Annotated in this window: 14 protein-coding genes and 1 tRNA gene; 3 read left to right on the plus strand and 12 right to left on the minus strand. The window is 58.6% G+C overall.

Annotated elements, in window-relative coordinates:
* Positions 1 to 5: 5 nt before the first annotated feature.
* From iscA to trmJ, 6 genes are all read right to left on the minus strand, one after another.
* Positions 6 to 329, minus strand: a complete 324-nt coding sequence (gene iscA, locus KDX39_RS06340; protein WP_003365093.1) for an iron-sulfur cluster assembly protein IscA — start codon at positions 327 to 329, stop codon at positions 6 to 8.
* A gap of 34 nt (positions 330 to 363) precedes the next feature.
* Positions 364 to 750 (minus strand): Fe-S cluster assembly scaffold IscU, encoded by a 387-nt coding sequence (gene iscU, locus KDX39_RS06345; protein WP_002552476.1) that lies wholly within the window; start codon positions 748 to 750, stop codon positions 364 to 366.
* 85 nt (positions 751 to 835) lie between these two features.
* Positions 836 to 2,050 (minus strand): IscS subfamily cysteine desulfurase, encoded by a 1,215-nt coding sequence (locus KDX39_RS06350; protein WP_099229616.1) that lies wholly within the window; start codon positions 2,048 to 2,050, stop codon positions 836 to 838.
* Positions 2,051 to 2,094: 44 nt separating this feature from the next.
* On the minus strand, positions 2,095 to 2,586 hold the full coding sequence (gene iscR / locus KDX39_RS06355) for a Fe-S cluster assembly transcriptional regulator IscR (protein ID WP_004878734.1): 492 nt from the start codon (positions 2,584 to 2,586) through the stop codon (positions 2,095 to 2,097).
* 158 nt (positions 2,587 to 2,744) lie between these two features.
* The gene (gene cysE / locus KDX39_RS06360) at positions 2,745 to 3,533 is read right to left on the minus strand and encodes a serine O-acetyltransferase (RefSeq protein WP_231659745.1); all 789 of its coding nucleotides are present in this window, start codon (positions 3,531 to 3,533) and stop codon (positions 2,745 to 2,747) included.
* Positions 3,533 to 4,300 (minus strand): tRNA (cytosine(32)/uridine(32)-2'-O)-methyltransferase TrmJ, encoded by a 768-nt coding sequence (gene trmJ / locus KDX39_RS06365; RefSeq protein ID WP_231659746.1) that lies wholly within the window; start codon positions 4,298 to 4,300, stop codon positions 3,533 to 3,535. Before trmJ ends, cysE begins: the two co-directional genes overlap by 1 nt.
* Positions 4,301 to 4,515: 215 nt before the next feature.
* On the opposite strand from trmJ, the gene suhB reads away from it, so the two are divergent.
* The gene (gene suhB / locus KDX39_RS06370) at positions 4,516 to 5,331 is read left to right on the plus strand and encodes a type III secretion system regulator SuhB (RefSeq protein WP_004878727.1); all 816 of its coding nucleotides are present in this window, start codon (positions 4,516 to 4,518) and stop codon (positions 5,329 to 5,331) included.
* A 63-nt stretch (positions 5,332 to 5,394) separates the two neighbouring features.
* Here the strand turns inward: suhB and KDX39_RS06375 are convergent, their stop codons facing one another.
* The 6 genes from KDX39_RS06375 to queA form a co-directional block, all read right to left on the minus strand.
* The gene (locus KDX39_RS06375) at positions 5,395 to 5,934 is read right to left on the minus strand and encodes a glycine zipper 2TM domain-containing protein (RefSeq protein WP_004878725.1); all 540 of its coding nucleotides are present in this window, start codon (positions 5,932 to 5,934) and stop codon (positions 5,395 to 5,397) included.
* Between the two features lie 110 nt (positions 5,935 to 6,044).
* A complete protein-coding gene (secF, locus tag KDX39_RS06380) occupies positions 6,045 to 6,956 on the minus strand; it encodes a protein translocase subunit SecF (protein WP_099229613.1) in 912 nt (303 codons plus the stop codon).
* 9 nt (positions 6,957 to 6,965) lie between these two features.
* On the minus strand, positions 6,966 to 8,834 hold the full coding sequence (gene secD, locus KDX39_RS06385; protein ID WP_231659747.1) for a protein translocase subunit SecD: 1,869 nt from the start codon (positions 8,832 to 8,834) through the stop codon (positions 6,966 to 6,968).
* Between the two features lie 62 nt (positions 8,835 to 8,896).
* Positions 8,897 to 9,232, minus strand: a complete 336-nt coding sequence (yajC, locus tag KDX39_RS06390; protein WP_002552468.1) for a preprotein translocase subunit YajC — start codon at positions 9,230 to 9,232, stop codon at positions 8,897 to 8,899.
* A 55-nt stretch (positions 9,233 to 9,287) separates the two neighbouring features.
* A complete protein-coding gene (gene tgt, locus KDX39_RS06395; protein WP_004878719.1) occupies positions 9,288 to 10,403 on the minus strand; it encodes a tRNA guanosine(34) transglycosylase Tgt in 1,116 nt (371 codons plus the stop codon).
* Positions 10,404 to 10,417: 14 nt separating this feature from the next.
* A complete protein-coding gene (gene queA, locus KDX39_RS06400; protein ID WP_210070094.1) occupies positions 10,418 to 11,482 on the minus strand; it encodes a tRNA preQ1(34) S-adenosylmethionine ribosyltransferase-isomerase QueA in 1,065 nt (354 codons plus the stop codon).
* Between the two features lie 117 nt (positions 11,483 to 11,599).
* Between queA and KDX39_RS06405 the strand changes: the two genes are divergently transcribed.
* Both KDX39_RS06405 and KDX39_RS06410 read left to right on the plus strand, forming a co-directional pair.
* Positions 11,600 to 11,684, plus strand: a tRNA-Leu gene (locus KDX39_RS06405).
* A 169-nt stretch (positions 11,685 to 11,853) separates the two neighbouring features.
* Positions 11,854 to 12,369, plus strand: a complete 516-nt coding sequence (locus KDX39_RS06410) for a DUF6998 domain-containing protein (RefSeq protein ID WP_231659748.1) — start codon at positions 11,854 to 11,856, stop codon at positions 12,367 to 12,369.
* Positions 12,370 to 12,416: the final 47 nt, after the last annotated feature.

Genomic DNA, 12,416 nt, shown 5'->3' on the forward strand with positions numbered 1-12,416 from the left:
AAGCCTCAGACGTTGAAGCTTTCGCCGCAGCCGCACTCACCGCGCGAGTTGGGGTTGTTGAACTTGAAGCCTTCGTTCAACCCTTCCCGAACGAAGTCGAGCTCGGTGCCATCGAGATAGACCAGGCTTTTCGGGTCGATAATCACCTTCACGCCGTGCATTTCGAAGACGGTATCTTCGCTGGCCGCCTCATCGACGAACTCGAGCACATAGGCAAGACCTGAACAGCCTGTGGTGCGAACACCCAGACGAACGCCATCACCCTTGCCACGCCCCTCGAGGGAGCGTCGTACGTGGTTAGCGGCAGCTTCTGTCATGCTGATAGCCATCGGAACTCCTTACGCGTTTCTGAAAAAGGACTGCTTACAGCAGACCTTTCTTCTGCTTGTAATCGCGAACGGCCGCCTTGATGGCGTCTTCGGCGAGTACCGAGCAGTGAATCTTTACCGGCGGCAGAGCCAGCTCTTCAGCCAGCTGAGTGTTCTTGATGGTCTCTGCTTCGTCCAGAGTCTTGCCTTTCATCCACTCGGTTGCCAGAGAACTGGAAGCGATTGCCGAACCGCAGCCGTAGGTTTTGAACTTGGCGTCTTCGATAACGCCCTGCTCGTTGACCTTGATCTGCAGACGCATCACGTCGCCGCATGCCGGAGCGCCGACCATGCCGGTGCCAACATCAGGGTCTTCCGCGTTCATCTTGCCGACGTTGCGCGGATTCTCGTAGTGGTCGATGACCTTTTCGCTGTAAGCCATGATTCTATTCCTCTCACATCAGGGAGCCGCTCTTCAGGTCGTGCAGCAGATGCTGACCACGACCTGTGTTGGAGGCGACTTTAAATTAGTGCGCCGCCCACTCGATCTTGGAGATATCGACGCCGTCTTTGAACATGTCCCACAGCGGCGAAAGTGTCCGCAGCTTGGTAACGGCCTCGCAGACTTTCTGCGCGGCATAATCGATCTCTTCTTCGGTGGTGAAGCGGCCGAAGGTAAAACGGATCGAGCTGTGTGCCAGTTCGTCGTTGCGGCCCAGAGCGCGCAATACATACGAAGGCTCGAGCGATGCAGACGTACAGGCCGAGCCGGACGATACCGCCAGATCCTTGAGCGCCATGATCAGCGACTCGCCTTCAACGTAGTTGAAGCTCAGGTTCAGGTTGTGCGGTACGCGGGCGGTCAGGCTGCCGTTGACGTAGAGCTCTTCCAGATTCTCGACCTGCTTGTAGAAACGATCGCTCAACGCCTTGATGCGCACGTTTTCAGCGGCCATTTCTTCTTTGGCGATACGGAATGCCTCACCCATGCCGACGATCTGGTGGGTGGCGAGCGTGCCGGAACGCATGCCGCGCTCGTGACCACCACCGTGCATGGCTGCTTCAAGACGAACACGCGGCTTGCGGCTCACGTACAGCGCACCGATACCTTTGGGACCGTAGGTCTTGTGGGCAGAGAACGACATGAGGTCAACCTTGAGGCTGGCCAGATCGATTTCAACCTTGCCGGTCGACTGAGCGCCGTCAACGTGGAACAACACGCCACGCGAACGGGTCAGCTCACCGATCGCGGCGATGTCGTTGATGGTGCCGATCTCGTTGTTCACGTGCATGATCGAGACCACGATGGTGTCGTCACGCAGTGCAGCTTCGATCATGGCAGGCGTGATCAGACCGTCTTCACCCGGTTCGATGTACGTCACTTCAAAACCTTCACGCTCCAGTTGGCGCGTGGTGTCCAGGACAGCCTTGTGCTCGACCTTGGAGGTGATGATGTGCTTGCCCTTGCTGGCGTAGAAGTGCGCAACGCCCTTGATCGCAAGGTTGTTGGACTCGGTGGCACCGGAAGTCCAGACGATTTCACGCGGATCAGCGTTGACCAGGTCGGCGACCTGACGGCGGGCATTCTCGACCGCTTCTTCGGCTTTCCAGCCAAAGACGTGGGAGCGCGAAGCCGGGTTGCCGAAGTTTCCTTCGACTGTCAGGCATTCGATCATTTTCTGCGCGACGCGCGGATCGACCGGGGTCGTCGCGGAGTAATCGAGGTAAATCGGCAATTTCATTGAAGCTCTCCTATCAGGCAGGCGCACCGCTCATTCATCTGCGTTCATTCAACGGCGGACGTTTCGATCTTACCCAGTTGCGACGTATTGCAATGGCTACGGCGCATGTCCTGGCGCTGAGCGACTTCTTGTACCTCACGGCGAGTGACAAGATCCGCCAAGCTGATACCGCTTAGAAATTCGTGAATCTGCTGGCTCAGGTCACACCACAAGTGGTGGGTAAGACAGGTGTCGCCGGCGTGGCAATCACCCAATCCCTGACAGCGTGTGGCATCGACCGACTCATTGACCGCATCGACGACCTGCGCGACCTGAATACCTTTCATGTCGCGAGAAAGCTGATAACCGCCACCAGGACCACGGACACTGGAAACCAGATTGCCACGGCGCAGCTTGGCAAACAGCTGCTCGAGATAAGACAGGGAAATACCCTGTCGCTCGGAGATATCGGCCAGAGACACTGGCCCGTTCTGCGCGTGCAAGGCCAGGTCAAGCATGGCTGTTACAGCGTATCGGCCTTTTGTAGTCAGTCGCATGGCGTGTACCGCAGAGGATCGGAATGAGCGTGAGTATGCTATTCCCGAGTAAATGAGTCAACTATTAGACCGAGTAAAACAGTCGGGTTTAGCAAAAAGTGCGGGCTGCATCATAGCAAAGGTGCGGCGCAATGACACGCCCCAACCCCCTGCCCTGCCTAGCCGATCTTGTCTTTCAGCGTCTCTTCGCGCTTGTCCTTGACGCAATCGAAGACTTCGTCGCGCAGCTCCGGCAAATCTTTGGCGCAGTAGTCACTGCCCAGCCGACTTAGGGCACCGCACATATCTTCGAGGCGACCGTCCACAGCCTGCAGATGGTCTAGCAACTGGCCAATGGCCCGCGCGACCGGGTCCGGCATATCGGCACTGACGCCGTAGGCATCGAAGCCCAGCTTCTCGGCCATCGCCTTGCGCTTGGCTTCGGTTTCATCGTCGGACTTGACGATGATGCGCCCCGGAATACCCACCGCCGTCGCGCCTGCCGGCACAGCCTTGGTCACAACCGCATTGGAACCGATCTTGGCTCCGGCACCGACAGTGAACGGACCCAGCACCTTGGCACCCGCCCCCACCACGACGCCGTCTTCCAGCGTCGGATGACGCTTGCCGGCATTCCAGCTGGTGCCGCCCAGGGTTACACCCTGATACAGCGTCACGTCATTGCCGATCTCGGCGGTCTCACCAATCACGATGCCCATGCCATGATCAATGAAGAAGCGGCGACCGATGCGCGCCCCGGGATGAATTTCGATCCCGGTCATCCAGCGACCGAAATTGGAGACCACCCGCGCCGGCCATTTCCAGCCCTTGCCCCACAGGATGTGCGCGAAACGGTGCAGCCAGATCGCATGCATTCCTGGATAGCAGGTCAACACATCGAACGCGTTGCGCGCGGCCGGGTCACGATGGAACACACTTTGAATATCTTCTCGCAGACGTTCGAACATCACTGATCCTTCCGCTTGTAGGGTTCACCGCGCGCAGCTTTCTGGGTTTCGGTAAGGATCCCGCGCAGAATGCTGAGCTCGGAATGCTCCACTTCGCTGCGACCAAAAAGCCTGCGCAGGCGCGCCATCAGGTGCCGGGGCTTTTCGGGATCAAGGAAACCGATGGCCACCAGCGTGGTTTCCAGATGACCATAAAAGCCCTCCATTTCGTCCATGGTCGCCAGCTCGGCGTTATGCGCCATTCTGGAGGATTCGTCATGGGCGGGCTGCTCGGACGCCGCCAGCCAGGACATGCGCACTTCATAGCTGAGCACCTGTACGGCAGCAGCCAGGTTCAGCGAACTGAAGCCGGGGTCGGAAGGGATATGCACATGGAAGTGACAACGCTGCAGCTCTTCGTTGGTCAGGCCTGCATGCTCGCGACCAAAGACCAGCGCGACCTCGGCACCCTGTCCGGCCTGCTCGACAACCTTCACGCCCGACGCACGAGGGTCCAGCATCGGCCACGGCAGACTGCGATCACGGGCGCTGGTACCGAGCACAAGACGGCAACCTGCCAAGGCCTCTTCCAGCGTGGCGACAACCTGCGCACCTTCCAGAATGTCGGTGGCTCCGGAGGCCCGGGCATCGGCGTCAGGAGAGGGGAAGATCCGCGGATCGACCAGCACCAGGCGCGAAAGCCCCATGTTTTTCATGGCGCGAGCAGCCCCGCCGATATTTCCGGGATGGGTAGTGCCGACCAGGACAACACGAATGTTCTGCAACAAAGCGAACGCTCACTGACGCGAATTAGGGGGGCAAATCTTACAGAAACGCCCCGACTAACGCTATTAACCCGTTCAAGCCGGGCACCCTCCGAGCACACAGGAGCGCAGTGGAAAATGGGTTGAAACCCGACAACCGTTACAACGCAAGGCTGGAAATAATTCGACGCACCCAATAGAATGGCCGGCTCTCTTTAACAACCTTAGGTGAATTGTCCATGCAGCCCATGCTGAATATCGCGCTGCGCGCCGCCCGCAGCGCCAGCGAATTGATTTTCCGCTCCATCGAGCGCTTGGATACCATCAAGGTCGACGAAAAAGAAGCCAAAGACTACGTCTCAGAGATCGACCGTGCCGCCGAACAGAGCATCATCACCGCTCTGCGCAAAGCCTACCCGACCCACGGCATCCTGGGTGAAGAAAGCGGCATGCACGAAGGCAGCGGCGAAGGTACCGACTACCTGTGGATCATCGACCCACTGGACGGCACGACCAACTTCGTACGCGGCATCCCGCACTTCGCGGTCAGCATCGCCTGTAAATACCGCGGTCGCCTCGAACACGCCGTTGTCCTCGATCCCGTCCGCCAGGAAGAATTCACCGCCAGCCGTGGCCGTGGCGCCGCCCTGAACGGTCGTCGTCTGCGCGTCAGCCAGCGCAAAAGCCTTGAAGGCGCGCTGCTGGGTACCGGCTTCCCATTCCGCGACAACCAGATGGACAATCTCGAAAACTACCTGGGCATGTTCCGCAGCCTGGTTGGCCAGACCGCAGGCATCCGCCGCGCAGGCGCCGCCAGCCTGGACCTTGCCTACGTCGCAGCCGGTCGTTTCGACGCCTTCTGGGAGTCGGGCCTGTCCGAATGGGACATCGCCGCAGGCGCTCTGCTGATTCAGGAAGCAGGCGGTCTGGTCAGCGACTTCACAGGGGGTCATGACTTCCTGGAAAAAGGCCACATCGTTGCTGGCAACACCAAATGCTTCAAGGCTGTGCTGACTGCAATCGCACCGCACCTGCCGCCTTCGCTCAAGCGCTAAGCGACAGGCATAAAAAAACCGGCGAAAGCCGGTTTTTTTATGCCTTGCAGAAACTCGGCTGACTTACTGGGCCTGACCCAGAATCAGCTGACCATTCTTGTCGACAGGAATCTGATTGCCTGGATCACGTTCCATGCGGACCTGACCCACTTTCTCATTCAACTTGTACTTGACGTTGTAACCCACCACCTTGTCGCTCACGTCGTTGACTGTCGTGCAACGGTTCTGCGTAGTGGTGTAAGTGTCACGCTCCTGCATGCCTTCCTGAACCTTGTTGCCGGCATAACCACCACCGACCGCACCTGCAACGGTCGCGATCTTCTTGCCGTTACCGCCACCGATCTGGTTACCCAGCAAACCGCCAGCAACTGCACCGATGACGCTACCCACGATCTGGTGCTGGTCCTTGACAGGCGCCTGACGGGTAACGGTTACGTCCTTGCAAACTTCGCGAGGGGTTTTGATCTGCTGGTTGATCGGCTCGACAGCCAATACGTCCGCATACTCAGGACCACCCTTGACCAGGCTATAGGTGGCAACGGCACCGCCAGCAGTTACGACAGCAGCACCTAATACAACACCAACAAGCATAGACTTGTTCACGTGAACCTCCTGACCCAATCGAAACGCAGCATGACTGCGCAATGCCTAGCCTTGGAGCATAAAAAAAGGCGCGAGTTCATCACTCGCGCCTTTTTTATGACAACTGGCTATCAGGGCAGATCATCCGCCTTCTCGACCACGACCGGAGGAATGAGGTCCTCGGTGGTCAGGTTCAGCCAGATCAGCACCACGTTAGCGATGTAGATCGACGAGTAGGTACCCGCCAGTACACCGATGAACAACGCGATGGAGAAGCCTTCCAGGCTGTCGCCACCAAACGCCCACAGCGCGACGATCGCGAGCAGCGTGGAGATCGACGTCGCCATGGTGCGCAGCAGCGTCTGGGTAGTGGAGATGTTGATGTTCTCGATCAACGACGCCTTGCGCAGCAGACGGAAGTTCTCACGAACCCGGTCAAATACCACAATGGTGTCGTTCAGCGAGTAACCGATGATCGCCAGCACCGCCGCCAGCACCGTCAGGTCGAAGGTGATCTGGAAGAACGACAGGATGCCCATCGTCACCACCACGTCGTGGATCAGCGAGATGATTGCACCGACCGCGAACTTCCACTGGAAGCGGAACGCCAGATAGATCAGTACACCGCCAAGCGCCAGCAGCATGCCGATACCGCCTTGGTCACGCAGCTCTTCACCGACCTGAGGACCGACGAACTCGACGCGCTTGACCACCGCAGGGTTGTCAGCACCCGACTTGCGCAGCGCTTCCGCCACCTGAGTGCCCAACTGAGGGTCTTCACCCGGCATGCGCACCAGCAGGTCGGTGGTTGCACCGAAGCTCTGCACGACCGCCTCGTGATAACCGGCCTCGACCAGTTCCTGACGGACCTTGCCCAAGTCGGCCGGACGCTCGTAGGTCAGCTCGATGAGCGTACCGCCGGTAAAGTCCAGACCAAAGTTAAGCCCTTTATGGAACCAGCTGAACAACGCCAGTGCGGTAAGGAGCATGGTAATGGCGAACGCAACGTTGCGAACGCCCATGAAGTTGATGGTACGTTTCATGGCAGCCCCTTAAATCCACAACTTCTTGAAGTCACGACCGCCATAGATCAGGTTGACCATTGCGCGGGTCACCATGATGGCTGTGAACATCGAGGTAAAGATCCCGAGCGACATGGTCACCGCAAACCCTTTCACCGGGCCTGTGCCCATTGCGAAGAGAATGCCGCCGACCAGCAGCGTCGTCAGGTTGGCGTCGAGGATCGCCGTGTAGGCACGATCGAAACCTTCGCTGATTGCGCGCTGAACCGTCATGCCGTTGGCGATCTCTTCACGTATCCGCGAGAAGATCAGCACGTTGGCGTCCACCGCCATACCCATGGTCAACACGATACCGGCGATACCCGGCAGGGTCAGCGTTGCACCCAGCAGCGACATCAGTGCCAGCAGCATGACCATGTTGAAGGCCAGCGCCACGGTAGCGATCAGGCCGAAGAAACGGTAGATGGCTATGATGAACAGCGACACGAACAGCATGCCCCACAGGGAAGCGTCGACACCCTTGGTGATGTTGTCGGCACCCAGGCTCGGACCGATGGTGCGCTCTTCAGCGAAGTACATCGGAGCGGCCAGACCACCGGCACGCAACAGCAGCGCCAGCTCGGACGATTCGCCCTGACCGTTCAGGCCCGTAATACGGAACTGGCTGCCCAGTGGCGACTGGATGGTCGCCAGGCTGATGATCTTCTTGTCTTCCTTGAACGTCTGGACCGGCACGTCTTTCTCGACGCCGTTGACCATCTGTTTGGTGTAGGTGGTGGTCGGACGCTGCTCGATGAAGATCACCGCCATGCTGCGACCCACATTGCTGCGGGTTGCACGACTCATCAGCTCGCCACCGTGACCATCAAGGTTGATGTTCACCTGTGGACGACCATGCTCGTCGAAGCTCGCCTTGGCGTCGGTTACCTGGTCACCGGTGATGATCAGGCCACGCTCCACCGCTGCTGCCGGACGTCCGCCTTCGCGGAATTCGAACATTTCGGTGGTGCCTTTCGAATCCTCGGGACCTGCGCCCAGACGGAATTCGAGGTTGGCGGTCTTGCCCAGAATACGCTTGGCTTCAGCCGTGTCCTGCACGCCCGGCAGTTCGACCACGATACGGTTGGCGCCCTGACGCTGAACCAGCGGCTCGGCAACACCCAGCTCGTTGACCCGGTTACGTACGGTGGTCAGGTTCTGCTTGATGGAGTATTCACGAATCTCGGCCAGCTTGGCCGGCGTCAGCGCCATGCGCAGTACGGGAATCCCGTTCAGTTCGGCAGGCGTGATTTCGAAATCGGTAAAGGTTTTGCGTACCAGCGCACGAGCCTGCTCGCGCTCTGCGTCGTCGGTAAAGCCCAGCTGAATCACATTACCCAGCTGCGGCAGACTGCGATAACGCACCTTTTCCTTGCGCAGCAGCGCCTTGACTTCGCCTTCATAGACTTTCAGACGGGCATCGATTGCCTTGTCCATGTCGACTTCCAGCAGGAAGTGCACACCACCGGACAGGTCGAGACCGAGTTTCATCGGAGTTGCGCCAACATTGCGCAGCCAGTTCGGCGTGGTGCGAGCCAGGTTCAGCGCGACGACATAGTCATCACCCAGCGCCTTGCGCACGACATCCTTGGCCGGCAACTGGTCTTCCTGCTTGCTCAGACGCAACAAACCGCCTTTGCCATTCTCAGCCAGAGAAGAAGCCTTGACCGAGATACCGGCATCAGTCAGCGCCTTGGCTGCACGATCCACATCTGCCTGAGTGACCTGCAACGCAGTACTTGCGCCACTGATCTGAATGGCCGAATCGTCAGGGTAGAGATTGGGTGCGGAATAAATAAAACCGACCACCAGCACCGCCAGGATCAGTACGTATTTCCACAGAGGGTATTTGTTCAGCATCACGCCGCCCGCTTAAAACGCGGGGCGCCTTGCGCGCCCCGTCGATGGGTAAAAGTTGGTACTCAGATCGCTTTCAGGGTGCCTTTTGGCAGAGTGGCTGCGATTGCGCCCTTCTGGATTTTCAACTCAACGGTGTCAGACACTTCGATCACGACGAAATCGTCGGTCACTTTGTTGATCTTGCCGGCGATGCCGCCGCTGGTCACGACTTCGTCGCCTTTCTGCAGGTTGCCCAGCAGGTTCTTCTGCTCTTTGGCGCGCTTGGCCTGTGGACGCCAGATCATCAGATAGAAGATGACCAGAAAGCCAACCAGGAAAATCCACTCGAAACCGCTGCCCGCAGGACCGGCAGCCGGTGCAGCAGCATCCGCGAAAGCGGGAGAGATGAAAAAGCTCATGTGTCGCTCCAAGTTACATAATTAGTATAGAAAAGCAGGAAAAACTCGTTCTGTTTCAACCCAGAGGCGGCGTGGGAATTCCGCGTTTGGCATAGAAGGCATCGACAAAGGCGGCCAATGTACCCTGTTGAATAGCCTCGCGCAAACCAGCCATAAGCAGCTGGTAGTGCCGCAAATTGTGGATCGTATTGAGCATGCTCCCCAGCATTTCGTTGCACTTGTCCAAGTGATGCAGATAAGCGCGCGAGAAGTTCTTGCAGGTGTAGCAGTCGCAGGTCGGATCCAGCGGCGAATTGTCATGCCGGTGAAACGCGTTACGAATTTTCAGCACACCGGTGTCAATGAACAAATGACCATTGCGGGCATTGCGGGTCGGCATCACGCAGTCGAACATATCCACTCCGCGGCGGACACCTTCGACCAGATCTTCCGGCTTGCCTACTCCCATCAGGTAACGGGGTTTGTCTGCCGGCATCTGGCCGGGCAGGTAATCCAGCACCTTGATCATTTCGTGCTTGGGCTCGCCCACCGACAGACCGCCGATGGCCAGGCCGTCGAAACCGATCTGGTCAAGACCTTCCAGCGAGCGCATGCGCAGGCTTTCATGCATGCCCCCCTGAACGATGCCGAACAGCGCAGCGGTATTCTCGCCGTGAGCGATCTTGGAACGCTTGGCCCAGCGCAGCGACAGCTCCATGGAGATGCGCGCCACGTCTTCATCGGCGGGGTACGGCGTGCATTCGTCGAAAATCATCACGATGTCCGAACCCAGATCACGCTGAACCTGCATGGACTCTTCCGGCCCCATGAACACCTTGGCGCCATCGACCGGCGAGGCGAAGGTCACGCCCTCCTCCTTGATCTTGCGCATGGCACCGAGGCTGAACACCTGAAAACCGCCGGAGTCGGTCAGGATCGGACCTTGCCACTGCATGAAATCGTGCAGATCGCCGTGGCCCTTGATGACCTCAGTGCCCGGACGCAGCCACAGGTGAAAGGTGTTGCCCAGAATGATCTGCGCGCCCGTGGCTTCGATGTCCCGTGGCAGCATGCCCTTGACCGTACCGTAGGTGCCCACCGGCATGAACGCCGGGGTCTCGACCACACCACGGGGAAAGGTCAGGCGACCGCGACGGGCCTTGCCGTCGGTGGCCAACAATTCGAAAGACATACGACAGGTGCGACTCATGCGTGATCCTCTGGTACCGATTCCTGTGGGGCCGTCGGCGCGGGATTGCGGGTGATGAACATCGCATCACCGTAACTGAAAAAGCGGTACCCGTGCTCGATGGCAGCCGCGTAGGCCGCCATGGTCTCGGGATAACCGGCGAACGCCGAAACCAGCATCAGCAGCGTGGATTCGGGCAAATGGAAATTGGTCACGAGGGCATCGACCACATGAAACGGTCGGCCTGGATAGATGAAGATATCGGTGTCGCCGCTGAACGGCTTCAGCACCCCGTCACGCGCCGCACTCTCCAGCGAACGCACGCTGGTGGTCCCGACCGCGATCACCCGTCCGCCACGCGCACGGCACGCGGCCACGGCATCGACCACGTCCTGACCGACTTCAAGCCATTCGGTGTGCATGTGGTGATCTTCGATCTGCTCGACGCGCACCGGCTGAAACGTACCCGCCCCGACGTGCAGCGTGACGAACGTCGTCTCGACGCCCTTGGCGGCAATCGCCTCCATCAACGGCTGATCGAAATGCAGCCCCGCCGTCGGCGCCGCCACCGCACCGGCGCGCTGAGCGTAAACAGTCTGATAGCGCTCGCGGTCCGCGCCTTCGTCCGGGCGGTCTATATAAGGAGGCAACGGCATGTGCCCGACACGGTCGAGCAATGGCAGCACTTCCTCGGCGAAACGCAGCTCGAACAGCGCATCGTGCCGCGCCACCATCTCGGCCTCCCCGCCGCCGTCGATAAGGATCGACGAGCCCGGCTTGGGCGACTTGCTGGAGCGCACATGCGCCAGCACGCGATGACTGTCCAGCACGCGCTCGACCAGAACCTCCAGCTTGCCGCCGGAGGCTTTCTGACCAAACAGACGCGCAGGAATGACGCGGGTATTGTTGAACACCATCAAATCGCCCGGGCGTAAATGCTCAAGCAAATCAGTGAATTGACGATGTGCCAGCGCGCCGCTCACCCCGTCCAGGGTCAACAGACGACTACTGCGACGCTCGGCCAGCGGGTGACGAGCAATCAGGGAATCCGGGAGATCGAAGGTAAAGTCAGCGACGCGCATGATGGGGTTCGTTTAGCAGGGCCGGGAAGTTTATCCGGTTTGGCGGAATTAGTAAAAAACCAGCGCAAATCCCTGTTGACCAACGGAAAACCGATCCCTATACTTCGCCGCCATTGAGCCCTGATGGCGGAATTGGTAGACGCGGCGGATTCAAAATCCGTTTTCGAAAGAAGTGGGAGTTCGATTCTCCCTCGGGGCACCAAAATTGAAAAAGACCTTGAAATTCAAGGTCTTTTTTTTCGTCTGGTGGAAAGTGGCCATGGCGCAATCACAGGCTTGTCCGCCTCTGTAAAACTGCCAGGCAATTCCCGATGATGCTTGCAGTGCCCGACCGGGAATTTTCGACAGCTTGTTAAAGGGAAGGGCAAGACATGGATGCCAGGCAAATCGAATTTCAACTGCCCGAAGTCATTGTGGATCTTTGGAAAGCGCAGCAGGCACTGGCTGCTCACTATGTCAGCACAGGCTTGAAGTTCACGCTGGATGGACGTCTTGTAGGCGATATCGCAGAAGCATTGGCCTTGGAGCATTTCGATCTACTCATTCCCCAGAAACGCACAGGTGGAGTCGACGCGCTCACTCGATCCGGGAAAACCGTGCAAGTGAAAGCGACCGGCAACGCAAGATCAGGCCCGGCCTTCACGCCGGGCAAAGGCTTTGCCGATTACCTGCTGTTTTTCAGAATCGACTTTGAGTCCAATACCGCCATGGTTGCTTACAACGGACCCGAAGCGCCCGTGCGTAGTTTGCTGCCGGAAAATGGATGGAACGGCACCAAGGTACTGAGTCTGGCCACTATTCAACGATTGGCGCTGGAAGTGTATCCGCGGGATCAGCTTCCGCTAAAGGCCCATGCCAGCCTTCCGAATACTGACATGACGCGCTGACCTGTTGCTCTGCCCAATCGTCCGTTCTATTCATGACATTGCCCATC

This window comes from Pseudomonas sp. CDFA 610 (genome assembly GCF_021147865.1).
GTDB classification, from domain to species: domain Bacteria; phylum Pseudomonadota; class Gammaproteobacteria; order Pseudomonadales; family Pseudomonadaceae; genus Aquipseudomonas; species Aquipseudomonas alliivorans.